The sequence below is a fragment of the Ornithinimicrobium pekingense DSM 21552 genome (assembly GCF_000421185.1).
In the GTDB taxonomy this organism is placed as follows: domain Bacteria; phylum Actinomycetota; class Actinomycetes; order Actinomycetales; family Dermatophilaceae; genus Ornithinicoccus; species Ornithinicoccus pekingensis.
This window is the reverse complement of record NZ_ATWJ01000007.1, coordinates 670,312-694,264: the sequence shown is the minus strand read 5'-3', so window position 1 is coordinate 694,264 and position 23,953 is coordinate 670,312. Positions and strand designations below refer to the sequence as shown.

Sequence of the window (23,953 nt, the reverse complement as noted above, 5' to 3'; positions counted from 1 at the left end):
CGGTCACCCTACGCGGGCGGCTCACCGCTGCACGGCGCCGTGGTCGCGTGCGGCCCGGGCGACCGCCGCGTCGCGCGCCGCGTTGACCTCCTCGGTCGTCAGCGTGCGGTCGGGAGCGCGGAAGTGCATCCGGAAGGCCAGCGACTGCTGGTCGTCGCCGATCTGGTCGCCGACATAGACGTCGAAGAGGGCGATGCTCTCGAGCAGCGCACCGGCCCCGGCGCGCAGCGACTCCTCCACCTCCCCGTAGCGGGCCGACAGGGGGACCACCAGGGCGACGTCGGACGCGGCCACCGGGTGCGTCGAGAGGTGGGTCACCTGGCTGCGGTGGTCGCTGGCCCGGACGAGGACCTCGAGGTCGAGCTCGGCGGCGCTGGTGCGCTCCGGCAGCCCCAGCCGCTGGTTGACCTTGGGGTGCAGCTCGCCGGCCCACCCGACCGTGGTGCCGTCGTCGAGGGTCAGCTCGACGCAGCGGCCGGGGTGGAAGGGCGCCCGCTCGGCCTGCCGCCGCCGGACGCGGACGCCGAGGGTGTCCGCCACGGAGTGGGCCCAGGCTGCGACGTCGGTCACGTCGACGTGCCGGCCGCTGCCCCACCACCCGGCGCGGTCGGCCAGGCCTGCGGCGACCACGGCGACGTGCCACGGCTGTCCCGGGACCGCCGCGCGGATCGCCTCCAGGGTCGCGTCGTCGGGGCGCTGGCCGACGTCGGGGACCGGTGCGCTCGCCGAGTGGTCCGGCAGGGTGACCGTGTCGATCTCGAACAGGGCCACGTCCCGCGACCCGCGGGAGATGTTGCGCCGCAGCACCTCGGGCAGCGTCTGCAGCAGCTCGGTGCGCATCAGCGGCGCCTCGTCGGACAGCGGGTTGGCCAGCCGAAGGGCGGCACGGCGGGGGTCGTCGGCGGCCAGGCCGAGCTCGTCGAACCGGGTGGCGCCGACGAACGGGTACGTCAGCACCTCCTGCAGCCCCTGCCCGGCCAGGGCTCCGGCCACGGCCCGGCGCGAGCGCTGGGCGTGCGTGAGGCCGCGGCCGCCGGTCGCCCGCGGCACGACCGAGGGGATCTTGTCGTAGCCGTCGATCCGCGCGACCTCCTCCACCAGGGTCGGCGCGTCGGTCAGGTCGGGCCGCCACGTGGGCGGGACGACGCTGACGGTCCCGGGCAGCGTCTCGTCCTCCGGCGTGACCTCGCAGCCGATCATCCTCAGCACCTCGACGACCCGTTCGGGGCTGTAGTCGACACCGACGTAGTCGGTGGGCATGCCCAGGTCGAGGAGGATCGACGGCATGGCGGTGCTGGCCCGCTCGTCGCGGTCGGTGATCGCCGGGTCGGCGGTGCCGCCGCCGTGCTCGACGAGCAGGTCGACGGCCAGCTGCGCGGCGGCGGCGGTGACGGCCGGGTCGACCCCCCGCTCGAAGCGCTTGGCCGCCTCGCTCGAGAGCTTGTGCCGGCGGGAGGTGCGCGCCACGGTGCGGGCGTCGAAGTGCGCCGACTCGATCAGCACGTCGGTCGTCTCCCCGGGCGTGACCTCCCCGTCCTCCCCGCCCATGACGCCGGCGAGCGCCAGGACGCGCTCCCCGTCGGGGCCGCAGGTGATGAGCAGGTCCTCGGGGTCGAGCTCGCGGTCGACGTCGTCGAGGGTGCGCAGCCGCTCCCCCGCCCGTGCCCGCCGCACGACGATCGGGCCGTCCAGCGTGGCCAGGTCGAAGGCGTGCAGCGGCTGCCCCAGGGCGAGCATCACGTAGTTGGTCACGTCCACGGCCAGCCCGATCGGGCGCATGCCGGCCTCGGTCAGCCGACGCGCCATCCACTCCGGCGTCTGCCGGGTCAGGTCGATGCCGCGCACGACGCGCGCGACGTAGCGGTCGCACCCGGCGACCTCGCCGTCACGGGGGTGCTCGTCCCGCAGCTCGACGGCATACCCGTCGTCGGTGGCCGGGTCGACGGGCAGGTCAGCGGGGTCACGGTATGGCGCGCCCGTCGAGTGCGAGTACTCCCGGGCGATGCCGCGGATGCTGAAGCAGTAGCCGCGGTCCGGGGTGACGTTGACCTCGACGACCTCCCGGTCCAGCCCGAGGACCCCGACGAGGTCGTCACCGGGCGTCAGGCCCAGCTGCTCGACCCGGTCGGCCCCGAGCAGGCGCGGCAGCACGATGATGCCCTCGTGGTCGTCGCCGATGCCCAGCTCGCGGACGGAGCAGATCATGCCGGCGGAGACGTGCCCGTAGGTCTTGCGCGCGGAGATCGTGAGGGGGCCCTGCGGGGTCGGCAGGACGCCGCCGGGCAGGATGACCGCGACGAGGTCGCCCGGCTCGAAGTTGTGCGCACCGCAGACGATGCCCTGCGGCTCGCCGCTGCCGTTGGCGTCACCGACGTCGACCTGGCACCAGTTGATGACCTTGCCGTTCTTCTGCGGCTCCGGGTGCTTCTCCAGCACCCGGCCCACGACGAGGGGGCCGCCGACACCGCTGGTGTGCAGGCCCTCCTCCTCCAGCCCCACGGCCACGAGGTCGGCGGCGATCTGCTCGCCGGTCACGTCCTCGGGCAGCTCGACGTACTCGCCCAGCCAGTCGACCGGAACCCGCATCAGATCTCCATCCCGAACTGCGCGTTGAAGCGCACGTCTCCCTCGATCATCTCCCGCATGTCGGTGATGCCGTGGCGGAACATCGCGGTCCGCTCCACCCCCATGCCGAAGGCGAAGCCCTGGTAGCGGTCGGGGTCGACGCCGCAGGCGATCAGGACGTTGTGGTTGACCATGCCGCAGCCGCCCCACTCGATCCACCCCGTGCCGCCGCACGTCCGGCAGCCGGCGTCCTCGCCGCGGCAGACGAAGCACTGGAAGTCCATCTCCGCGCTGGGCTCGGTGAAGGGGAAGTAGGCCGGCCGCAGCCGGCTGACGATCCCCTCCCCGAACATCGCCTCGGCGAGCCGGTCGAGGGTGCCCTTCAGGTGCGCCATCGTCAGGCCCTCGTCGACGGCCAGGCCCTCGAGCTGGTGGAACACCGGCGTGTGCGTGGCGTCCAGCTCGTCGGTCCGGAAGGTCTTGCCCGGCACCGCGACGTAGAGCGGCACGCCCCGCTCGAGCAGGGAACGGGCCTGGACGGGCGAGGTGTGGGTGCGCAGCACCAGCCCCGCGTCGGCGGGGTCGACGAAGAACGTGTCCTGCATCTGCCGGGCCGGGTGGTCCTTGTCGAAGTTGAGCGCGTCGAAGTTGAACCACTCGGCCTCCACGCCCGGGCCCTCGGCGATCTCCCACCCCATGCCGACCATGGCGTCGGCCATGCGCTCGGCGGTCACGGTGAGCACGTGCCGGCGGCCGAGAGGCCGACGGGCGGGCACCGCCGTGAGGTCCATCGCCTCCTCGACCAGGATTCGCTCGTCCCGCTCGGCCTCGAGCTCGGCCTGCCGCGCCGCCAGCGCCTGGCTCACGCGTCCGCGCGCCTGCCCGACGCGCTTGCCGGCCTCGGCCTTGGCGCTGGGCGGCAGGGCGCCGATCTCGCGGTTGGCCAGCGCCAGCGGGGACCGCTCCCCCGCGTGGGCCAGCCGGGCGGCCTTGAGCTGCTCGAGGTCGGACGCGGCGGCGACGGCGCTCAGCGCGGCTGCGACATCGGCCTCGACAGCCTCTGGCGCGAGCGCGGCGACCTCGACAGGGTCGTAGTTGGTGTTGGGTCCGGACACCTGCGCAAGTCTAGGCACGCCGCCGCACCGGTCCCGACCGGGCTTGTCCTGCCCTCTAACCTTGGCGGTCATGGCCCCTGTGACGACGTCCCTGCTCCATGCTGCCCGCGGGGCCCTCATCGGCCTCTCCGAGGTCGTCCCCGGCATCAGCGGGGGGACGGTCGCGCTCATCGTCGGTGTCTACGAGCGCCTCATCACCTCCGCCGGCCACCTCGTCGGCGCGGCCCGGCTGCTGCCCACCGACCGTGCCGCCGCCCGGGCCGAGCTCGCCCGGGTGCGGTGGGACGTCGTGCTCCCCGTGCTCCTCGGGATGGTGCCGGCGGTCCTCGTCGGCGCCCGGCTGCTCGGCCCGCTGGTGGAGGACCACCCGGTGTCCACGCTCGCGCTCTTCCTCGGGATGAGCGTCGCGGCGATCACGGTGCCCGCGCTCATGGTCGGCCGGGCGTGGACCTGGCCGCTCGGAGCGCTGGCCGCCGTGGTGGCGCTGGGTGCCTTCCTGGTCGTCGGCCTGCCGCCCCAGCACCTGCCCACGAACCCGGTCCTGGTCTTCCTTGCGGCGGGCGTCGCGGTCTGCGCGCTGGCGCTGCCGGGTCTGTCCGGGTCCTTCCTGCTGCTCACCCTCGGCCTCTACGCCCCGACCCTGGAGGCGGTCAACAGCCGCGACTGGGGCTACCTGGTCTTCTTCGGCACCGGGATGGTCCTGGGGCTGAGCCTCTTCGTCCGGCTGCTGCAGCGCCTGCTCGAGTCGCACCACGTCCTGACGCTGGTCGTGGTCACCGGCCTGATCGCCGGGGCCGTCCGGGCGCTGTGGCCCTGGCAGGACGAGGACCGCGCCCTGCTGGCGCCCCAGGGGGACCTGACGGTGCCGGTCGTGCTGTGCCTGGTCGGCGCCGCGGCGGTGCTCGGCCTGGCCTGGCTCGGGCGCCGTGGCGAGGAGGCCTCGGCCGCGAGGCCGGTCGGCGCCGGGCTCTTTGAAGGGTCCGGTGTCGGCAGGCCCGGCGGCAGGGGCGACTAGCGCCCGCGCGCGCTCTCGTGGAGGCAGACGGTCGCGGCCATCGCCAGGTTGAGCGACTCGGCGCGCCGGATCGGGATGGCGACCACGTCGTCGCACAGCTCCAGCACCTCGGGCTCCAGGCCCCACGCCTCGTTGCCCATGACCCAGGCGTGCGGGCCGCCGAGGTCGGCGTCCGGCAGCGCGGTCGCACCGCTGCCGTCGGCGGCCAGCAGGCGGATCCCCCGGTCCCGGCAGGCATGAAGCAGCTCGGGCACCGGGGTCCCGACCGCCACGGGCAGGTGGAAGACCGAGCCGGCCGTGGAGCGCACCACCTTGGGGTTGAAGACGTCGACCGAGGCTGCGCTGACCAGCACCGCCGACGCACCGAAGGCGTCGGCACCCCGCAGCACGGTGCCCGCGTTGCCGGGGTCGCGCACGTGCGTCAGCACGACCGCGTAGCCGCGCTCCCCCACCGCGTCCAGGGCCTCCTGCAGGGGCACGTCGACCCGCCGTGCCACCGCGACCATGCCCTGGGGGTGGTCGGTGTCGGCCATCGCCGCCAGCACCTGCTCGGTGCACCCGTGGACCGGGACCCCGGCCCCGAGCGCTGTCGAGACGATCTCGGTATGCCGCGACGCTGCGGGGTCCGTGACGTAGAGGGCCTCTGCCGCGTGCACGGCATACCCCAGCAGCTCGCGGACCGCCTGCGGGCCCTCCACGAGGAAGCGCCCCTGTTTGTCCCGGGCAGCACGACGCCCCAGCGCCGCGACCGACCGCACGCGCTCGCTGCGAGCGTTGCTCAGCAGCGGCAGGTCGGTCACGGGCTGGGGCGTCGGAAGGGGTGTCGCAGTCTCAGGCGGCCGAGCTGGCGGCCGGGACGTTGGCCCGGGACAGCTCGACGAGCGCGACGAAGGCTGCCTCGTCGTTGACCGCGAGCTCGGCGAGCATGCGGCGGTCGACCTCGACACCGGCGGCCTTGAGACCCTGGATGAACCGGTTGTAGGTCATGCCGTTGGCGCGGGCGCCGGCGTTGATCCGCTGGATCCACAGGCGACGGAAGTCACCCTTGCGGTCACGGCGGTCGTTGTAGGCGTAGACGAGCGAGTGGGTGACCTGCTCCTTGGCCTTGCGGTAGAGCCGGCTGCGCTGCCCGCGGTAACCGCTGGCGCGCTCCAGGACGACCCGGCGCTTCTTCTGGGCGTTGACCGCCCGCTTCACGCGTGCCACGTGATGTCTCCTTGCTGGTTCTGGGGGGTGTGGGAGAAGTGCTCAGGCCCTCAGAGGCCGAGCATCTTCTTCACCTTGCGGACGTCGGACTTGGCGACCACCACGTCGTTCACGAGGCGGCGGGCCTGACGGGCCGGGCGCTCCTGGAACTTGTGCACGTGACGCGCACGCTGACGCATCACCTTGCCGGAGCCGGTGACGCGGAAACGCTTCTTGGCGCCGCTGTGGGTCTTCATCTTCGGCATGGGCCGATCTCCTTGTTCTCGCTCGCGCCGACGGCGCGCGTGGGTGAGTCAGAGCGGGGTGGCGTCGGCGCGTGCGCGCCGACGGTCACGCCTGCTCGGGGGCGGTCTCGTTCGGGGCAGCCTCGGCCGCGGTCTCGGGGGTCTCGACCGTGTCGTCGGAGGCCGCGGCGCGCTCGGCGTCGCGCTTCTTCTCCTGGCGCACGACGGTCTTCTTCTTCGCGGGCCCGATCACCATGACCATGTTGCGGCCGTCCTGGCGCGGCGCGCTCTCGACGAAGCCGATCTCGGCGACGTCCTCGGCGAGGCGCTGCAGCAGCCGGAAACCCAGCTCGGGGCGGGACTGCTCGCGGCCGCGGAACATGATGGTGACCTTGACCTTGTCGCCCGCCTTGAGGAACCGCTCGACGTGGCCCTTCTTGGTGCCGTAGTCGTGCGGGTCGATCTTGGGGCGGAGCTTGATCTCCTTGATGACCGTGTTGACCTGGTTCTTCCGGGCCTCACGCGCCTTCATGGCGGTCTCGTACTTGTACTTGCCGTAGTCCATGAGCTTGGCGACCGGGGGACGCGCCATGGGGGCGACCTCGACGAGGTCGAGGTCGGCCTCGGCGGCAAGACGCAGCGCGTCCTCGACGCGCACGATGCCGACCTGCTCCCCGTTGGGGCCCACCAACCGCACCTCCGGGACCCGGATGCGGTCATTGATGCGAGGCTCGCTGATGTGCTGCTCCTTCGTCTGTCGTCCTGACGACCCCGAGCACCAGAAAGGCCTCCTGGCACGAGGTGCGCAAGAGGCCTTCGCCACCGGTCCGCACCCAGCAGCGCCGGGCGGGTATGCCGTGACCTGGGCCACGTCATACGCTCACCCCGGCGGGCCGGGGTGGGACCTGGGACCCGGCGACCCTGGGGTCGACGCGGGTGGGGGCGCGAGCCCCTCTTGCACGTCGGGCCCCTGCACTGTGCACAGGTGCCCGACTGGTCGATCCACCATCGTAGCAGACCGCCCGGGCCGGCCCGGATGCGTCGTCGAGGGACCGGCTCCGCGAGCACCGCCGTCGCACCACCTGCAAGTTTTTGAATCACTCAAGATAAGATGACATGACGTCCGCGGCACCGCCGACCCCGAGAACAACCGAAGGAGAAGGCATGACCGACACCCGTCCTGGTTTTGTCAACGCCGAGCACACCGGCGCAGGCCCCGTCCCCACCGGCTCGACGACGAGCAACGGCGCCCCCAACGACTCTGACCGCAACAGCCTGTCCGTGGGGGCCGACGGCCCGCTGCTGCTGCACGACGTCGCGCTCATCGAGAACCTGGCCCACTTCGACCGCGAGAAGGTCCCGGAGCGGCTGCCGCACGCCAAGGGTTCGGGTGCCTTCGGCGTCTTCGAGGTGACCGAGGACGTCTCCGCGTGGACCAAGGCCGCCGTGTTCCAGCCGGGCGCCTCCACCGAGACGCTCCTGCGCTTCTCCACGGTCGCGGGCGAGCAGGGCTCCCCCGACACCTGGCGCGACGTCCGAGGCTTCGCGGTGCGCCTCTACACCGACGAGGGCAACCTCGACATCGTCGGGAACAACACCCCGGTCTTCTTCGTGCGCGACCCGATGAAGTTCCCCAACTTCATCCGCTCGCAGCGCCGCACCCCCGACAGCGGGCTGCGCTCGCCCAACATGCAGTGGGACTTCTGGACCGCCAACCCCGAGTCAGCGCACCAGGTCTCCTACGTCATGGGTGACCGCGGCCTGCCCAAGACCTGGCGGCACATGAACGGCTACTCCTCGCACACCTACATGTGGGTCAACGCGGCCGGGGAGCGGTTCTTCGTCAAGTACCACTGGCACAGCGACCAGGGTGTCGAGAACATGACGAACGAGGAGGCCGGCCTGCTGGCCGGGCAGGACGCCGACTTCCACCGGCGCGACCTGTTCGAGGCGATCGAGCGCGGCGAGCACCCCAGCTGGACCCTGTCGGTGCAGGTCATGCCGTACGAGGAGGCCAGGACGTACCGCTTCAACCCCTTCGACCTGACCAAGGTGTGGCCGCACGCCGACTACCCCCTGCACCGGGTCGGGACGCTGACGCTGGACCGCAACCCGCAGAACTGGTTCGCCCAGATCGAGCAGGCCGCCTTCAGCCCGTCGAACCAGGTGCCCGGCACCGGCGTCTCCCCCGACAAGATGCTGCTGGCCCGCGTGTTCTCCTACCCCGACGCCCAGCGCCACCGCATCGGTGCCAACTTCACGCACCTGCCGGTCAACCAGCCCAAGGTGCAGGTCAACGCCTACCAGTTCGACGGCCCGATGGCCTACCTGCACTCCGGCAGCCAGCCGACCTACGCGACCAACGCCTACGGCCGCCCCTGGTCGGACCGGACGGGGCCGGTGGAGAACGGTTGGGAGGCCGACGGGGAGCTCGTACGCCAGGCCTACGACCTGCGCCGCGACGACAGCGACTTCGGCCAGGCGCGCACCCTGGTCCGCGAGGTCTACAGCGAGGAGGCGCGCGAGCGCCTGGTGCAGACCGTCGCCGGCATGATGGGCGACTGCGAGCCGCAGGTCCGTGAGCGTGTCTACGCCTACTGGCGCGCCATCGACCAGGAGGTCGGGGACCGGATCGAGTCCGCGGCCCGGGGTCTGCTCGGCGACGACGTCCCGGGCGCCTCCGACGCGCACGCCGACGAGGTCGACGCGCTGCGCGAGGAGACCGGGGCCGACCTCGTCGGCGGGCACCGCTGACCTCGCCGGGTATGCCGTAAGCCCGGCCCCTGCCGACGGCCCCGCGCCTGCTCCGGGCGGGGGGCCGTCGGCGTGTCCGGGGCCCCTGCTCGCGACGACCCGTTAGACAGGCACGCATGCCCGCCGTTCCGCCCGACCCCTCGCCCCCGGCCGCCTACGACACCTTCGCCGAGGCCTACGCGGCGGAGAACGAGTCCAGCCTGTTCAACGCCTGGTACGAACGTCCCGAGATGCTGCGGCTGGCGGGTGAGGTGACCGGGCTCGCCGTGCTGGACGCCGGCTGCGGGTCGGGGCCGCTGGCCTCCGCGCTGCACGAGCGCGGCGCCCGGGTCACCGGCCTCGACGCGAGCGCGGCCATGGTCGGCCTGGCCCGCCGCCGGCTCGGGCAGGACGCCGACGTGCGCGTGGGGGACCTCCGGGAGCCCCTTCCCTTCGACGACGGGGCCTTCGACCTCGTGGTCGCCTCCCTCGTGCTGCACTACCTGCAGGACTGGTCCGGGCCGCTGGCGGAGCTGCGCCGGGTGCTGCGCCCCGGTGGTCGTGTGCTGGTCTCGGTGAACCACCCGGGTGCCTACCCGATCGTGTACCCCCGGGCCGACTACTTCGCCCTGACCGAGTACTCCGAGGACTACACCTTCGCCGGGCAGAAGGCCGTGCTCACCTTCTGGCATCGCCCCCTGAGCGCCATGGCCGAGGCCTTCGCCGGGGCCGGCCTGCGGATCTCGACCATCACCGAGCCCTCGCCCACGCCGGACACCCCGGCGGAGCTGCTCCCGCCGATGCGGGGCCGGGCCTTCATCGGCTTCCTCTTCTTCGTGCTCGAGCCCGCCTGAGCGGTCGGGTCAGGCGACGCAGACGCAGACCTGGACCGGCGCGTCCCCCGTGAACGGGGCACCCGACCAGTCACCGAAGCGGTCGAGGAGGCGCAGACCGCCGAGGGAGAGGAGCACCGGCAGCTCCTGGGGGAAGATGCTGCGCAGGGCCAGCGGGACGACGAGGAAGTCAGGCTCCTCCTGCGTCGAGAAGTGCCAGGTGCCGCGGGTGACCTGGTCGAGCGCGTCATAGGTCTCGGCGACGTCGACCCGCACGCGGCCGCGCTCGGGGTCCTGGAAGGTCAGGGACTCCCGGTTGCGGCGCACGCCGTCGGCCCCGGCGAGCAGCCGCACGCTCGGGTTGAAGACGTCCAGGACGAGGCGGCCTCCTGGTGCCAGGTGGCGTCGCACCGTCCGGAAGCAGCTGACCAGGTCCTCCGTCGTGTGCAGGTGCAGGAGGGAGTTGGCCGGGATGAGCACGAGGTCGAAGGTGCGCCCCAGGTCGAAGGCCCGCATGTCGCCCTGGACCCACTCGGCCGTCACTCCCTGCTCGTCCGCCTTGCGCCGGGCCTCGACCAGCATGTCGGTCGAGCTGTCCAGGCCCACGCACGGGTGCCCGTCCGCGGCGATCGGGATCAGCTTGTGGCCGGTGCCGCACCCGAGCTCCAGGACCGACCCGCCCCTCCCCCGCGCCTGGGAGCGGTAGAAGGCGACCGCCGGCCCGCCGCCTGGGAACAGCAGGTCGTAGATCCTCGCGCTGGAGTAGAACGCCTCGCTCACCCGCATCCTCCTGGTCGGTGCCACCCGGGTGCGTCAGGGCTTGTCCCCCTGCGCCCCCGACCCGGCTGCCTCTGGTTGTCCCGCACCCTACGTCGGCGGGTCCTCGTCAGGTCGTCGTGACGGTGCCTGTCACTGCACGGAGGAGGCGGAGCCGAGGGCTTGGGTGAGCTCCGCCATCACGCCGCGCACCTCCTGCACCGGTGCGAAGGGGCCGGGCAGGCGGAAGACCCGCGCTCCCCAGGACGTCGTCCGCGGCTGGAACCCCGGTGGGCCGCTGGTCCCGAGCAGGACGTCCACCGGGCGGCGGAAGATGCAGATGAGGAGCGCGACACGTCGAGCCTCCAGCTCGACGACCAGGGACCTGCGGCCGACCTCGATCTCGCGGGCGATCAGATGCCTCTCGGCACAGGTCGGGCGTCTGACCACGTCGGCAAGGCCGATGCCGGCCTCTGCTGCGACGTCCTCGAAGGAGGTCTGACCGGGTTCGGGGGCCCGGAACAGGCCGGCGTCGGCGAGACGGGAGAGCTGACGCTGCGCCAGCGAGCCCTGGTGGTAGTGGCCGGCGGCGACACTGGTGGGTGTCGAGTTGAGGCTGACGATGACGCCGCGAGGTCGCTGCGGCCAGACGTCGGCGAGGGTGAGCACGGGCTCTCCCATCCACTGCACCGTGGTCCGGTGCGTGTCGGGGCCTCGCTCGCTGCGCACGTCGTCTCCTTCGCGACGGTGTGTCCGCCTCTTCTGGTTTCCGACGGTCCCACGACCGGCCCCGCGTCACACCTCGACCGGCACCTCGAGCAGCTCGGGCGCGGCCGGGTGGCGGGTTCGGTGAAGGCGATCAGGCCGGCCGCGGAGAAGGCGCGGTCGCCGTGCAGCCGGCCCATGGTGACCCCCGCCGGCAGTCATCACGCCCTAGGGTGGGCAGATGCATGGGGATCTGGACGTGCTGCCCGACCCGGACGAGGTGGCAACCCTCGTGGAACGTCTCGTCAGGTCCGAGTGGCCGACGTCGGAGGCACAACGCCTCGAGTGGTTCACGAGGCACGGGCTGGACGTGCGGGCCGCCCACCGGGCCTGGGGTGAGTACGGTTCCGACACCGTCGTGGGCGAGGGGCCCGAGCGGTGGGGAAGCCCGGGTCTCGGCTGGCACACCTTCGAGGGGGACTTCGTCGGCGTCAGCTGGTTCCTGTGGCGCGGCGGACCGCCCGAAGCCGTGCGGGCGGCCGCCCGGCAGCTGCGCGAGCTGTCCTCCGGCTTCGCCGGCGCGCCCGTCGAGGAGCTGACGCCTGGCGAGGACCCGGACACGTTCACCGCCTTCTGGGAGGTGGAGGGGCGCACGATCGACATGTACCTGCACGGCGGTCACGTCCTCGAGGGTGCCCTCGTGGAGGACCCCGTCGTCCAGCTGCACGTGGACCACACCGCCAGGTCACGCCGTGCCGACGAGGCTGCCCTCCAGGCCCGGGGCCGCGCCCCCCCGCACGAGAGCGCATGACCCTCTCGGGGCGCTGTCGATCGCTGGCCCCTCGTGGCGCTGCTCCCGCTGGCGGGCTGCACCAGCCTCGGCGCGGCCTCCACCGACGGGCCTCTGCCTACTCCGCACGACCACGGCTACGGCGGCTTCCACGTCGCGGTGGGCGAGCCCGTCACGGACACGTTCGAGGTGCTGCTCAACCACGGGGACAAGCCGGCGCGCATCACGTCCGTCGAGCTCGTCGACACGCCACGGCAGCTCAGGCTGGTCGATGCACTGATCGGCGGGGGCCGGACGGAGAGCCATCAGTTCGAGCCGCAGTTCCCGCCGACGCACGACGCCCTCGGTCCCCTTGTCCCTGCCGAGGGGGCCGTCCTCCAGCCGGAGAAGGCGCAGGAGGCGGAGGGTGGCGCGCTCACCGGCTACCTCCTCGTGATGGGGCTGGAGGTCACCCAGCCCGGCAAGTGGGTCAGGGGCGGCTACCGGGTCGCCTACGAGGTCGAAGGACGCCCGTACTCCCTCGAGGTCGTCGCGGAGGTCACCTTGTGCACCGACGACTTCCTCGAACCGGACGGCACCTGCCCGATGGAGGAGTAGGTGCGAGCAGACGCCGTCGGTCGGTTCACCGCTGACCCAGGTCGAAGGACCGTCGGCAACCCTTCCACCACGTCGACAAAGCCGTGGCCGGTGGCGGTTGGACCGCCATGACTCGCGCACAGCTGCGTCCCCGCTCACACCCGTTCGACGCGGTCGGCCTGCGGTCCTCGATCGCTCTGTCGCACCTGGAAGCGGACACGGTCGCCCTTGAGCAGCGCCTCGTCGTCCCTGAGGACCGACACGTGCACGAACAGGTCCGGGCCTCCCGCGTCCGGAGCGATGAAGCCGAACCCCCGTTCTGCGTCGTAGCGCGTGACCACGCCCTCGCCGCCGCGCGCCGGGACGTCGGAGGCCTCCCGTCGCCTCGAGCGGGGCCGGGTCGTCGACGTCGCCGACGCGCCGCGCCGTGCCGAGCTGCGCGCGAGACGCACGTCGCGAGCCTGTGGCCCCTTCTCGCTCTCGACGACGTCATAGGTGACCCGGTCCCCCTCCTCGAGCTCAGGGAGCCCGTCGGCCAGCGCGCGGACGTGGACGAAGACATCGGGGCCGCCGGACTCGGGGGTGATGAACCCGAAACCCTTGTCCTCGTCGTACCAGGACACGGTGCCGTCCGCCCCGTCCGTCACCTCCGCCTGGTGAGCGGCCTGGGCTCCCAGGGGCAGCAGGTGATCGGCCTGGGGCCCTTTCTCCCCGTCGACGACGAGGAACGCCACCCGCTGCCCCTCCACGACGACGCCGCCCCCGACGATGGCCGAGCTGTGCATGAAGATCTCGGGCCCCCCGCCGTCGGGTGTGATGAAGCCGTATCCCTTGGCAGGCTCGTACCAGGAGACGGTGCCGAGCAGGCCGAGGGTCGTGTCGGCAGCCAGGTCGGCCAGCACCCGGACGCGGCGTGCCTGCGGACCACGGTCCCCCTCACCGATCTCGAACTCGACCACCTGTCCTTCCCGGAGCAGCTTCATCGCGTCGTCGCTGACGATCTCGGACGCGTGCACGTACAGGTCCTCTGCGCCCTCTCCCACGGCGATGAAACCGAACCCCCGGTCGGCATCGAACCAGCGGACTGTTCCCTCGGTCACGGCTGTCTCCTTCTCCAGGCGGCGGTCGGTGTTCCCCCCAGTGTCCCCGACGAGCGATTCTTCGGTGACCACCACCGTAGAATCCGGCGGGTGAGCAACCCTCGGCCGTACCAGACGATGGAGGACGTCATCGGCGACACCCCGCTGGTACGTCTGCAGCGCCTTCCGGGGCCGGAGAACGAGCGCCGAGGCAACGTGCTGCTGGCCAAGCTGGAGGGGAACAACCCGGCCGGCTCGGTGAAGGACCGGCCCGCGATCAGCATGATCCGGGGCGCCGAGGAGCGAGGAGAGATCTCCCCCGGCGACACCCTGCTGGAGGCCACGTCCGGCAACACCGGGATCGGCTTGGCGATGGCGGCGGCGATCAGCGGCTACCCGCTGGTCATCGTGATGCCCGAGAACGCCTCTACCGAGCGCATCCAGACGATGAAGGCCTACGGAGCCGACCTGGTTCTCACCTCGGCTGAGGGGGGCATGGAAGAGGCCCGCGACGTCGTGACGCAGATGGAGCGCGAGGGTAGGGGCCGGGTCCTGGACCAGTTCGGCAACCCGGACAACCCCCGTGCCCACGAGAACGGCACGGGCCCGGAGCTGTGGCGCCAGACCGACGGTCGGATCACCCACTTCGTGTCCGCGATGGGCACCACCGGCACGATCACCGGGGTCTCGCGGTTCCTGCGGTCGCGCAACGCAGGTGTGCAGATCGTCGGGGCACAGCCCGCGGAGGGTGCGAAGATCCCGGGGATCCGCGCCTGGCCGCCGGAGTATGTGCCGAAGATCTTCGATCCGTCGGCGGTGGACCGGACCGTCGAGGTCACCCAGGCCGACGCGGAGGAGACAGCCCGTCGGCTGGCCCGCGAGGAGGGCGTCTTCGGCGGGGTCTCGGCGGGCGGCGCTTGCTGGACCGCCCTGCAGGTGGCCGAGGAGGTCGAGGGCGCCACGATCGTCTTCGTGGTGTGCGACCGCGGCGACCGGTACCTGTCCAGCGGTGTGTTCCCATCCTGAGCACCAGCAGGCCGGCGGCCCATCAGCGCCTCGGCCCTGTCTGTCCGCGGCAGGGTGCGTCGCGGACCTAGCCTGTCGTCGCCTCGTGCAGGCGCGAGCGCAGCCGGTCCAGCCCGCCGCGGACCATGTCCCCGTATCCGTCCGCGGGAAGAACGTGCTGCGTCTGCAGGCCCTTGTCGAGCTCTCCCTCAGCCTCGCGCAGTGGTCCTTGACGCACATATCCGTCCCCGAGGTTCAGATGGAGACTTGGCCCCAGGCTGGCGGCTGCTGAAACGCCCACAGGCGTCAGGTCGGCGTCAGCGACATGGGCGTGCTCGGCCAGGGCGACCTCATCCCAGAGAACCTCGTCCTCGAGAGACGCCTGAAGATCGGCCAGGTAGTGCGCGATGACACACCGCTGAGCATGATCGCTCTCCCGCGTCCCTTCCCACGCGATCACCAGAGCCTCTCGGCCGGCCTCGCGGTCGCCGCCCAGGGCAAGTCCCACCGCTCTCAAGATCTCGTCCCAGTCAGCCATGAAGGCACCGTAGACCTGGCCCCCGACAACCCGCCCGCAGGCGCGTGAGTGCGCCGCCTGGCGATCGCCTCGGGTCGGGAATGCGCACCAAGAGCTGGCCGTTGCCGCCGCCGAGAGATGGCGAGCCCCGGCGCGGGGCGAATTCTTGGGAGAAGGAGCACGATGAAGGCAGTCTTCTACGACGAGTACGGCGGTCCTGAGGTTCTCCGGTACGGCGACCAGCCTGACCCCAAGGTGGGGCCGGACAGCGTGCTCCTCGACGTGCGGGCGTCGTCGGTCAATCCGGTCGACTGGAAGATCACCGCCGGCTACCTCGACGCTGCCCTGCCGACCTACTTTCCGGTGATTCCGGGTTGGGACGTGGCTGGGGTGGTCGTGGACCCGGGGGCGTCGGTGACCGAGTTCCAGGCCGGCGACGAGGTGATCGGCTACGCCCGCATGGACACGGTGGGGCTGGGCACCTTCGCCGAGCGGGTCGCCGCTCCGGTGCGGGCTCTTGCCCGGAAACCGCGCAACGTGTCCTGGGCCGAAGCCGCGACCATCCCTCTCGCCGGGCTGACGGCATACCAGTCGCTCGAGGCGGTCGGCACCACGGGGGGTGACACCGTCCTGGTGCACAACGGAGCAGGCGGCGTGGGCACCTACGCCGTCCAGATCGCCACCGCGTGGGGAGCCCGCGTGCTGGCTACTGCGTCCCCGAAGAACCACGACTTCCTGCGCTCGCTCGGCGCCGAACCGCTGACCTACGGCGACGGGCTCGCCGAGCGCATCGTCGAGGCGGCGCCCGACGGGCTCGATGCCGTCGTCGACCTCGTGGGGGGCGACGACTGGATGGCGTCCCTGCCGTACCTGCGGACGCCCGAGCGGGTTGCCTCCGTGGTCGACGTCGGAGTGAAGGAGAAAGGTGGCCGCTACGTCTTCGTCCGCCCCGACCCCGTCCACCTGCTCGCGCTCACCGAGCTCGTGGAGGCCGGGAGCGTGAAGCCGGTCATCGCCGACACCTTCCCGATGGAGCGCGCGGCCGACGCCTTCCGCAGCAGCATCGAGGGACACGTGCGGGGCAAGATTGCCGTCACCGTCGGCGACCACGGGTAGGCACCGCTCGTCGGCCCCTGCGCCGGGCACCCGGTGGTCGGGTGATCTCCACCGCCCGGTGCGGCTACCGGACCGTGCTCGCCGCGTGGCCGATGATGGTCGCGTGAGGGACCTGGATGCAGGGGACGCAGTTCGTGCCGGCGCGGAGGCGCCTGGCTGATGCACGTCAAGATCGAGCACACGCCCGGCAGGGTCACCTTCGTGCTGGAGCCGAGCGAGGGCGAGCGCACTCGGCGAGGCGTCGAGCTCGCCCGCGGCAGGACCAGCTTCCTCCTGGACGTGGCGCCAGGGAAGGTGCATCCGGACCTCCTTGTCGTCAGCGCGTTGCTCTGCGTCCGTCCGTGGGTGTCCAAGGCCACGCCCTTCTCCTGCTCCGTCCCGGCGAGCCGAGAGCTGGCCGCCGCGATCCGCGCCGGGCTCGGCCTGACCGTGGCGCACGTCCGGGAGCATTCCCCGCGTGCCACCCCACGGGACGGTCGACCCGGTCTGTGCTTCAGCGGGGGCACGGACAGCGTCGCGGCCCTGGTGCTGCTGCCGGAGAGCACCCACAGCTATCACCTGTCCAGGCGGAGGCCTCGGGGCGAGCGACGGGCCACCATGATGGACGGCCGGGCAGCAGAGCAGTCGTGCGAGGTCCTGGCGCGGCACGGACGCGCTGTGAGGGTGGTGCCGAGCGACGTCGAGTACCTGCGACACCCCATGGGCTTCCCGCACGACCTGACCACGGCCGTTCCCCTTCTGCTGCATGCCGACGCCGACCGGCTCGACGCCGTCGCGTGGGGCGCTCCCCTGGAGGCCACCTACCGGTTGCAGCGTGGTCGATTCCGTGACTACGCACGGTCGCCCTTCGTCGCCGAGTGGGGACCTCTCTTCGCGGTGCTGAGCCTGCCCGTGTGCGTGCCGGTCGCCGGGGTCTCGGAGGTGGTGACGAGCGCGATCGTCCAGCAGGACGAGCTTGGGCGAGCAGCTCAGTCGTGCGTGCGCGGCTCACGCCTCGGGCGCCCGTGCCGTCGATGCCCGAAGTGCGCCCGGAAGGACCTGCTCACGTCTGCGGTCAGCGGCAGGTGGCCGGACGACCGTGCGATCGAGCGGCAGTGGCGCGACCGGGAAGCCCGCCAGCATCTTCTGGTCGAGCCCATGAAGGTGGAGCCGGTGCTGGCGCACTGCGCGCACCGATACCTGGCTGACGGTGGCCGCAGCGCACTCCTGCGATCGGTGGCGGCCAAAGCCGGCCCCGACCCGCGCGACTGGCTCACTCGCTCGTACGAACCCGCGCTGCAGCTGCTCCCGCAGCGCTATCGCGCAGGAATCACCGCCGAGGTGCACCGGTTCGCCTCGCCCATGATCGCTGAGGAGGAGGCCGCGGTGCGCGGGTATGACGTCACCGTGCCAGACGCTGGCCGCGCCGCCGCGCAGAACGAGCTCGAGGGCTGGATGGCTGCGCACCCTCCGCGGGACGGGTCGAGGAGAGCCCGGCGCAGGGTGCGCCGGGAGCTTCAGGCCGCGCTGGACCGACGGCGGTCGTCCTTGCTGTGACCGCGCAGGTCCGCGAACCCAGGAGTTCGCCCGAGACGCGGACAGTCAGTGCTCAAGCACGCTCCTGGACGGGGGTGGATACTGCTTGGGTGGCCCTGCCGGTGTGGTTCCAACGGATCGAGAGCGCGGCGGTGGCGGCGCTGGTCGTGGTTGTCTTCGTTCAGCTGGGCTTCGCCTGGTGGTGGCTTGTCGCGATCTTCCTGCTCTGGGATCTCTCGATGCTTGGCTACCTCGTCTCCCCGACGGTCGGGGCGGTCAGCTACAACGTCGGCCACAGCTACCTGGGACCGGCCACGCTGCTTCTTCTCAGCTGGGTGGGGGCGGTCGATGCGCGCTGGCCCCTCTTCGTCACCTTGACGTGGGCCTTCCACATCGCCGTCGATCGTCTGCTCGGGTATGGGCTGAAGTTCACGGACCGCTTCACACACACCCACCTCGGAGAGGTTGGCACGAAGCGCTGACCACGCACTTTCCGTCAAGAGGCAGCGGTATGTGGTGCAGCTGGGGGCCGAGGTCGACCCGAGAGGCGCTGCCAGCCGCTGGGTGGTTGCCTGTGCCCATCCGGCAGGAAGGCTTCGACCGACGTGGACATCAACCTGCTCCTGGCATTGTTCGCTGGGGCGCTCTTGACCTTTGCCGCGTTCTCGACGGTGCTGCAGCGGGCCAGTCTGCCCGGTCCGCTGCTGTGCCTGTGCTTCGGAACGGTGATCGGCCCGCACGCCCTGGACCTGGTCCGGGTCGAGGACTTCGAGGTGCCGACCGGCACCTTGCTCGAGCAGGCGGCCAGGATCACCCTGGCGGTGGGGCTGGCCGGCGTCGCGCTGCGACTGCCGCACGGGTACTGGCGGGCCAATGCTCGTTGGGTCGTCACCATGATCGGGCTGGGAATGCTTCTCATGCTCGTCGTGGCCACGGGTGTGGCGTGGTGGGGCCTGGGAGTGCCGTTCCTTGTGGCGCTGCTGGTGGGCGCGATCGTGACGCCGACGGACCCCGTGGTCACGACACCGATCGTGACCGGGTCGCTGGCTGAGGAGAAGGTGCCCGAGAAGGTGCGGCACAACCTCTCGGCCGAGAGCGGGATCAACGACGGACTGGGTTACCTGTTCGTCATGCTTCCCGTCCTGCTGATCACCAAGCCCGACCAGGCGTGGCACGAGCTGATGGTCAAGGTCCTGCTGCGGGAGGTCGTGGGCGCGGCGCTGCTTGGTGCCTTCGCGGGCCTCGTCCTGGGCACGTTGTTCGTCCTGGTCCGAAACCACGGGCTGATGGAGGAGAGCTCTTATCTGGCATTCGTCGTTCCGCTGTCTCTTGTGCTGCTGGGCGGTGGCAAGCTGCTGGGCACGGATGCCCTCCTGGCCGTGTTCGTCGGTGCCGCGGTGTTCGGACAGGTCATCCCCCAACGTGACGAGGCGGAGGAGGACAAGGTGCACGACGCCGTCGCCCGTCTCTTCCTGCTGCCGATCTTCATCCTGCTGGGTCTGGCACTACCGATCGGTGCCTGGGCCGGACTGGGCTGGGCGCCGGTCCTGGTCCTCGCGGGGGCCGTCCTGTTCCGGCGCCTGGCCACGATCTGGACGCTGTGGCCCGTGCTGGGGAGCGTGCACGACCGTAGCGAGGCAGCCTTCCTCAGCTGGTTCGCCCCCATCGGGGTCTCTGCGCTGTTCTACGCCACACTGGCCGAACGGCACACCGGCAACCACGACATCTTCGTCTACGCCACCCTGGCGATCACCATCTCGGTCCTCCTTCACGGCCTCACGTCCGCGCCGTTCAGCGCCTGGCTGCACGCCCAGGAACCACGACGGCGCGAGAGGCAGGAAGAACCAGCCGGATGAGACGACGATCGGTGACGCACCCAAAGGGGCTCTGCATGAGAGCCATGCGAACGCCACCCGGCGCGGTAGCTCCGGCCGCCAGCGCCTACGCGTACCCCTGGTGCCGGCGGTCTCGTGGCGGGGACTGTCATCGCGGTAGGAGTCCAACGGTCATGAAGTCGGTGATGAATCGGGCGTACCGCGGCAGGGGCCAGTCGCGTCGCATCACGAGGAGCTCGTAGAACTCGGTCGAGCTGCAGGCCCAGAGGACGTCGATGGCCTCGTCGAGAGAGACGTCGGCTCGGAGGTACTTCCGCTCGGCCAGGAACCGGGCATGGTGGCGCATCCGGTCGAGGCGTTCGTCCTCGGTGCGTTCCAGGAGGGTCGCCATCTGTGGGTCGACGGCAGCGGCTGCGCGCAGGAGGAGGCGGATCGGGGTGAGCTCGGCGGTGACCTCGGCGGTGAGCAGCCCCCACTGCCGCACGATCTCGGTCGGGTCAGTGTGGTGCTCGCGCATCTCGTCGGAGCGGTCATAGGCCGGCACCGGGCCGGTCCCCGCCAGACGCCGCTGGTAGATGGCCTTCATCAGGCCGCTCTTGCCGCCGTGCGTCTTGTAGATCAGCTCCGGGGAGACACCCGCTGACCGGGCGATCGCGGCGACGGTCACGCCGGCGTACCCGTCGCGGAGGAACAACCGCTCCGCGACGTCGAGGACGGCCTGCCGGGTGCGGCGGGCGGCGTCCTGGCGGCGGCTGGAGTCGTAGCGGCGACGGGTCTTGACGTGGCTCATGACGGCTCCCATACTGAAATCAGTTACAGCCAACTGTAACGGAATTAGGTGTGTTGCCATGCCGGACCGCCCGCTCCCGCCTCCGCTGGACCGGCTGGTCCACGCCGTGAACACCCATGATCTGCAGGCCCTGGTCGGCTGCTTCGTCGAGGACTATCTCAACCGCACACCCGCCCACCCCCGGCGCGGGTTCGCCGGCAGGGACCAGGTCCGCCGCAACTGGGCCCACATCTTCGTCGCCGTGCCCGACGTGCGCGCCGACATCCTGCGGTTCACCACCGACGGGCCGTTCGCGTGGACCGAGTGGGAGCTCCACGGCACGCGGGCTGATGCGAGCCAGTTCCTGATGGCCGGAGTGGTCATCTTCGAGGTGCCCGCGGGCGCCACCATCACCGCCGCCACCTTCTACCTGGAGCCGGTCGAGCGCCTCAGCGGCTCAGCAGACCACGCCGTCCTCCGGGTCGCCGGCGAACCCCCACCCCCGCAGGAGCCCTCATGATCCTCATCGTCGGAGCCACCGGTGACCTCGGCAGCCGCATCACCGATGCTCTGCTCCAGCAGGGTGAGCCCGTCCGGGCGCTCACCAGAGACGGCGCCTCTGTGGCGGAGCGCTGGCCCGGCGTCGACGTCGTCACCGGGGACCTCAAGGAGCCCGGAACGCTGTCCGCGGCCTGCACAGGTGTGGACACCGTCATCACCACCGCCAACGCCACCTCCCGAACCGCACCCGACACGGTCGAGTCGGTCGATCTGACCGGCAACCTGAATCTGATCGAGGCCGCCGAGAACGCCGGGGTCCGACTGTTCGTGTTCGTCTCGGCCCTCGGCGCCGCCCCGGACCATCCGATGCCGCTGCTGCGTGCCAAGGGGCTCAGCGAGGAACGGCTACGCGCCAGCGGCATGGCCTCGGTCATCCTGCAGCCCGACGTGTTCATGGACCGGCTCATCCCGATCGTGGTCGGGGACCCGGCCCTGTCGAACCGTCCCGTGACCCTCGTCGGCGACGGCGACCGGCACCACTCCTTCGTGGCCATGGGCGATGTCGCCGCCTATGCCCTCGCTGTGCTGCAGCACGACGGCGAGCCAGGCCACCAGACGATCCGGATAGGCGGGCCGAGGCCCCTGTCCTGGCGCGACGTCGTGGCGGCCTTCGAGCACGAGCTCGACAGGCGGGTCGCGGTGCATACGGTGCCACCGGGAGGACCGGCGGGTGACCTCCCGGATTTCGTCGTCCAGCTGCTCACCGCGCTCGAGGGCTACGACTCACCCGTTGACATGACCCTGACAAGCGCGACCTTCGGTGTCGAGCCGACCGACCTCGAGTCCTTCGTGCACGCTTTCGTCAGCGCCGCCCCGACCTCGGTGCCCAGCTGAGCCTGGAGTCAGGCCCACGACGAGAAGTCAGCACTCGACGCCAGGAGTAGCTCATCGACCCAGCGGCCCCGGTCGCTTGGCTCGCTCGTCAACCGGCCTGCAGGCGGAAGGCGAGCGCGTCGATCCGTGCCCGGGCCTCCCCGTCGGTCGCGATGCGCTCCCCCACCCTGGTCACGAGCGCCCGCACCTGGTCCGCGGTCAGACCGGGGCGCAGGTTGAGGCACACCTGCAGCGCGTGCTCGGGCCCGGGCTCCAGGCGGTGCGCCGCCACGTCCGACTCGTCCGACACGGCCGCGGAGACGGCAGCGGCGACGTGCTCGTCGCTGTGCGCGGGTGCCCAGGCGCGCCCCATGGCCAGCGCCCAGACCATCGACGGCCGAAGCGTGTAGGCAGCCGGCCCCGGAGGTGCGGCCAGGTCCAGCGGGATGACGTCGCACCCCTCCTGGACCGCTGCCAGCGCCGCCCGCTGGGCGGTGACAGGCACCGGGCGGGCACCCGCGTCCCACGTGCTCAGGGCAGCGGTGCTCGTGAAGGCCGGCAGGGCACGCTGCCCGTCGGGTGCCACCAGGGTCACCGAGGCCATGTCGCTGGTGGCGTCCGCGGGGATGCCGCTGGAGTCGTCGATCTCCCCCGGCACCGCCACGACGGGGACGATCAGCCGGGCGCCGGAGACCGCCTCGACGAGGGCGACGGGGTCCGGGTCCGCCTCGGCCAGCAGGTGTGCCAGGCGGGCGTCGGCCTCCCCGGTGTCACCGTCAAAACCCGTCCCGGTCAGGGTCCGCCCCTCCCAGGGAACCCCGCCGGTGTCCTTGCCCTCGCCCGGGTCGTGCCCGCTGAAGCGGTGTGTCATCGGAGGGCCTCCAGGGCGTCGGGCAGGGTGAAGCGCCCGTGGTGCAGCGCGGCGCCGAGGACGACCCCGGACACGCCGGCGTCGCGCAGCGCGAGCAGGTCGGGGATGCCGGCCACCCCGCCGGAGGCGACGACCGGGGCGTTCAGCCGCTCGACGACAGCCCGGAACAACGCAGGGTCGACTCCGCCGAGACGCCCGTCCCGCGCCGCGTCAGCCACCACATACGCACCGGGCGGGGTGTCGGCGAGGTGCCCCTCGACGGTGGTCAGGACCTCCTCCAGCGACCCCAGGACCTCCCCCGAGCCCCGGGCGACCACCTGGTCGCCGGTCACGTCGAGACCGACGGCAACCCTGTCGCCATGCTCGCGCACCAGGTCCACGACCCATACGGGGTCGCGCAGCGCGGTGACCGCAAGGTTGACGCGACGGGCACCGGTGGCCAGCGCCTCCTCGGCGGCCTCGGGCGTGTCGAGGCCGCCGGAGAGCTGCACCGGCACGGGCAGCCCGGCGACGAGCTCGGCGAGGTAGGGCAGGTCGGACCCCCGGCGGTAGGCCCGGTCGAGGTCGACGAGGTGGACCCACCCGGCGCCCTGCTCGACCCAGCGCCGGGCGACGCCCGCCGGGTCGTCGTCGCCACCGTCGACCACCTGCGTGGCGCGCCGACCCGCGACGTCGACCGCCGCGAGCAGCTCCAGCACCGGGCTCACTCCAGCACCCCCAGCTCGCGACGCAGCCGCACCGAGTCGGCCACGGAGTCCTCGAACCATCCCACCTGCCGGGCGTCGGGCTCGTGCAGCACCGCCTCGGGCAGCTCCCGTGCGAGCAGCGGGTCGGTGAGCAGACGCGTCCCCGGCAGCTCGAGCGTCGCCATCACCGCCTGCAGCATCATCACCGGCCTCGCCTGCGTCTCGTGCAGCAGGTCGACCAGCTCGTCGCGCGTCGAGGACGGGCGCCCGGCCGTCCGGACCAGCTCGGCGGGCCCCGCGAGCTCCAGGCCCGGCGGGCGCAGCAGCCCGTGGTCGGGCTCCCACACCACCCAGGTCGGGTTGCGCCGCCGGCCGGTGCCGTGCAGCGTCAGCACGGCACGCCCGTCGATCTCGAAGAAGCCCAGGGCCGGACCGGCCTTGACGGGGACGGGCCGCGCGGCGAGCACCGTCGCGGCGTCGTCGTAGGGCGCACCGACGCTCGAGGAGCCGACGGCCGCCACCAGCGTCCAGCCCTTGACCGGGGCCACCACCAGCGGGGCGACGTGCTTGGCCACCCAGGCGTCCACCTCGCGCCGGCTGCCGCCGAGCAGCAGCAGTCCGGTCGGGGTGTCGCCCGGCCGGGGCGCAGGTTCGGAGCTCACCGGGTC

At 71.9% G+C, this 23,953-nt stretch carries 26 protein-coding genes; 12 read left to right on the top strand and 14 right to left on the bottom strand.

Features of this window, described 5'->3' with window-relative positions; all coding sequences use genetic code 11:
• Positions 1-21: 21 nt before the first annotated feature.
• Both pheT and pheS read right to left on the bottom strand, forming a co-directional pair.
• The gene (gene pheT, locus K330_RS0105355) at positions 22-2,586 is read right to left on the bottom strand and encodes a phenylalanine--tRNA ligase subunit beta (RefSeq protein WP_022920819.1); all 2,565 of its coding nucleotides are present in this window, start codon (positions 2,584-2,586) and stop codon (positions 22-24) included.
• Positions 2,586-3,680, bottom strand: a complete 1,095-nt coding sequence (gene pheS, locus K330_RS0105350) for a phenylalanine--tRNA ligase subunit alpha (protein ID WP_022920818.1) — start codon at positions 3,678-3,680, stop codon at positions 2,586-2,588. Before pheS ends, pheT begins: the two co-directional genes overlap by 1 nt.
• A 70-nt stretch (positions 3,681-3,750) precedes the next feature.
• Between pheS and K330_RS19325 the strand changes: the two genes are divergently transcribed.
• Positions 3,751-4,695 carry a DUF368 domain-containing protein gene (locus tag K330_RS19325; RefSeq protein WP_202804498.1) on the top strand — a complete coding sequence of 315 codons (945 nt, stop codon included), beginning with the start codon at positions 3,751-3,753 and terminating at the stop codon, positions 4,693-4,695.
• Here K330_RS19325 and K330_RS0105340 read toward each other — a convergent pair.
• The 4 genes from K330_RS0105340 to infC all read right to left on the bottom strand — a co-directional run bounded on the left by K330_RS0105340 (position 4,692) and on the right by infC (position 6,822).
• On the bottom strand, positions 4,692-5,495 hold the full coding sequence (locus tag K330_RS0105340; RefSeq protein WP_229665747.1) for a TrmH family RNA methyltransferase: 804 nt from the start codon (positions 5,493-5,495) through the stop codon (positions 4,692-4,694). The two genes, K330_RS19325 and K330_RS0105340, sit on opposite strands and share 4 nt — an antisense overlap.
• Positions 5,496-5,526: 31 nt before the next feature.
• Positions 5,527-5,901: a 50S ribosomal protein L20 gene (gene rplT, locus K330_RS0105335; protein ID WP_022920817.1), complete on the bottom strand. Its 375-nt coding sequence runs from the start codon at positions 5,899-5,901 to the stop codon at positions 5,527-5,529.
• A gap of 50 nt (positions 5,902-5,951) precedes the next feature.
• Positions 5,952-6,146, bottom strand: a complete 195-nt coding sequence (rpmI, locus tag K330_RS0105330) for a 50S ribosomal protein L35 (RefSeq protein WP_022920816.1) — start codon at positions 6,144-6,146, stop codon at positions 5,952-5,954.
• 85 nt (positions 6,147-6,231) lie between these two features.
• Positions 6,232-6,822, bottom strand: a complete 591-nt coding sequence (gene infC / locus K330_RS19320) for a translation initiation factor IF-3 (protein WP_051145455.1) — start codon at positions 6,820-6,822, stop codon at positions 6,232-6,234.
• 467 nt (positions 6,823-7,289) lie between these two features.
• Between infC and K330_RS0105320 the strand changes: the two genes are divergently transcribed.
• The gene (locus tag K330_RS0105320) at positions 7,290-8,879 is read left to right on the top strand and encodes a catalase (protein ID WP_022920814.1); all 1,590 of its coding nucleotides are present in this window, start codon (positions 7,290-7,292) and stop codon (positions 8,877-8,879) included.
• A 116-nt stretch (positions 8,880-8,995) separates the two neighbouring features.
• The gene (locus K330_RS0105315; protein WP_022920813.1) at positions 8,996-9,712 is read left to right on the top strand and encodes a class I SAM-dependent methyltransferase; all 717 of its coding nucleotides are present in this window, start codon (positions 8,996-8,998) and stop codon (positions 9,710-9,712) included.
• A 9-nt stretch (positions 9,713-9,721) separates the two neighbouring features.
• Here the strand turns inward: K330_RS0105315 and K330_RS0105310 are convergent, their stop codons facing one another.
• Together K330_RS0105310 and K330_RS0105305 are read right to left on the bottom strand one after the other, a co-directional pair.
• Positions 9,722-10,471, bottom strand: coding sequence for a class I SAM-dependent methyltransferase (locus K330_RS0105310; protein ID WP_022920812.1), 750 nt, complete (start codon positions 10,469-10,471; stop codon positions 9,722-9,724).
• A 129-nt stretch (positions 10,472-10,600) separates the two neighbouring features.
• Positions 10,601-11,176, bottom strand: coding sequence for a uracil-DNA glycosylase family protein (locus K330_RS0105305; protein WP_022920811.1), 576 nt, complete (start codon positions 11,174-11,176; stop codon positions 10,601-10,603).
• A gap of 217 nt (positions 11,177-11,393) precedes the next feature.
• Between K330_RS0105305 and K330_RS0105300 the strand changes: the two genes are divergently transcribed.
• Complete coding sequence (locus tag K330_RS0105300) at positions 11,394-11,963, top strand: hypothetical protein (protein ID WP_156875686.1); 570 nt, start codon at positions 11,394-11,396, stop codon at positions 11,961-11,963.
• 33 nt (positions 11,964-11,996) lie between these two features.
• Positions 11,997-12,539: a hypothetical protein gene (locus tag K330_RS0105295; protein ID WP_022920809.1), complete on the top strand. Its 543-nt coding sequence runs from the start codon at positions 11,997-11,999 to the stop codon at positions 12,537-12,539.
• A 134-nt stretch (positions 12,540-12,673) separates the two neighbouring features.
• Here the strand turns inward: K330_RS0105295 and K330_RS24485 are convergent, their stop codons facing one another.
• The gene (locus tag K330_RS24485) at positions 12,674-13,618 is read right to left on the bottom strand and encodes a cold-shock protein (RefSeq protein ID WP_029202339.1); all 945 of its coding nucleotides are present in this window, start codon (positions 13,616-13,618) and stop codon (positions 12,674-12,676) included.
• 90 nt (positions 13,619-13,708) lie between these two features.
• On the opposite strand from K330_RS24485, the gene cysM reads away from it, so the two are divergent.
• Positions 13,709-14,623, top strand: a complete 915-nt coding sequence (gene cysM, locus K330_RS0105285) for a cysteine synthase CysM (RefSeq protein WP_022920808.1) — start codon at positions 13,709-13,711, stop codon at positions 14,621-14,623.
• A gap of 67 nt (positions 14,624-14,690) precedes the next feature.
• Here cysM and K330_RS0105280 read toward each other — a convergent pair whose 3' ends face one another.
• Complete coding sequence (locus tag K330_RS0105280; RefSeq protein WP_022920807.1) at positions 14,691-15,140, bottom strand: hypothetical protein; 450 nt, start codon at positions 15,138-15,140, stop codon at positions 14,691-14,693.
• 162 nt (positions 15,141-15,302) lie between these two features.
• Here K330_RS0105280 and K330_RS0105275 point away from each other — a divergent pair, with 162 nt between their 5' ends.
• The 4 genes from K330_RS0105275 (at position 15,303) to K330_RS0105260 (ending at position 19,606) form a co-directional block, all read left to right on the top strand.
• Positions 15,303-16,235 (top strand): NADP-dependent oxidoreductase, encoded by a 933-nt coding sequence (locus K330_RS0105275; RefSeq protein ID WP_022920806.1) that lies wholly within the window; start codon positions 15,303-15,305, stop codon positions 16,233-16,235.
• A 159-nt stretch (positions 16,236-16,394) separates the two neighbouring features.
• A complete protein-coding gene (locus tag K330_RS0105270) occupies positions 16,395-17,771 on the top strand; it encodes a DUF6395 domain-containing protein (protein ID WP_022920805.1) in 1,377 nt (458 codons plus the stop codon).
• An 89-nt stretch (positions 17,772-17,860) separates the two neighbouring features.
• Complete coding sequence (locus K330_RS0105265) at positions 17,861-18,232, top strand: DUF4260 family protein (RefSeq protein WP_022920804.1); 372 nt, start codon at positions 17,861-17,863, stop codon at positions 18,230-18,232.
• A gap of 123 nt (positions 18,233-18,355) precedes the next feature.
• The gene (locus tag K330_RS0105260) at positions 18,356-19,606 is read left to right on the top strand and encodes a cation:proton antiporter domain-containing protein (RefSeq protein WP_022920803.1); all 1,251 of its coding nucleotides are present in this window, start codon (positions 18,356-18,358) and stop codon (positions 19,604-19,606) included.
• A gap of 127 nt (positions 19,607-19,733) precedes the next feature.
• Here the strand turns inward: K330_RS0105260 and K330_RS0105255 are convergent, their stop codons facing one another.
• On the bottom strand, positions 19,734-20,375 hold the full coding sequence (locus K330_RS0105255) for a TetR/AcrR family transcriptional regulator (protein ID WP_022920802.1): 642 nt from the start codon (positions 20,373-20,375) through the stop codon (positions 19,734-19,736).
• A gap of 58 nt (positions 20,376-20,433) precedes the next feature.
• Here K330_RS0105255 and K330_RS0105250 point away from each other — a divergent pair, with 58 nt between their 5' ends.
• Together K330_RS0105250 and K330_RS0105245 are read left to right on the top strand one after the other, a co-directional pair.
• Entirely contained in the window at positions 20,434-20,874 is a 441-nt protein-coding gene (locus K330_RS0105250) for a nuclear transport factor 2 family protein (protein WP_022920801.1), read from the top strand.
• Complete coding sequence (locus tag K330_RS0105245) at positions 20,871-21,749, top strand: SDR family oxidoreductase (RefSeq protein ID WP_022920800.1); 879 nt, start codon at positions 20,871-20,873, stop codon at positions 21,747-21,749. The genes K330_RS0105250 and K330_RS0105245 overlap by 4 nt, the downstream gene beginning before the upstream one ends.
• A gap of 88 nt (positions 21,750-21,837) precedes the next feature.
• Here the strand turns inward: K330_RS0105245 and K330_RS0105240 are convergent, their stop codons facing one another.
• The 3 genes from K330_RS0105240 to K330_RS0105230 are packed head-to-tail and all read right to left on the bottom strand — an operon-like array spanning position 21,838 to position 23,947.
• Positions 21,838-22,599: an SseB family protein gene (locus K330_RS0105240; RefSeq protein ID WP_022920799.1), complete on the bottom strand. Its 762-nt coding sequence runs from the start codon at positions 22,597-22,599 to the stop codon at positions 21,838-21,840.
• Positions 22,596-23,306 (bottom strand): HisA/HisF-related TIM barrel protein, encoded by a 711-nt coding sequence (locus tag K330_RS0105235; RefSeq protein ID WP_022920798.1) that lies wholly within the window; start codon positions 23,304-23,306, stop codon positions 22,596-22,598. The genes K330_RS0105240 and K330_RS0105235 overlap by 4 nt, the downstream gene beginning before the upstream one ends.
• Positions 23,303-23,947, bottom strand: coding sequence for a hypothetical protein (locus K330_RS0105230; protein ID WP_022920797.1), 645 nt, complete (start codon positions 23,945-23,947; stop codon positions 23,303-23,305). Before K330_RS0105230 ends, K330_RS0105235 begins: the two co-directional genes overlap by 4 nt.
• Positions 23,948-23,953 lie beyond the last annotated feature (6 nt).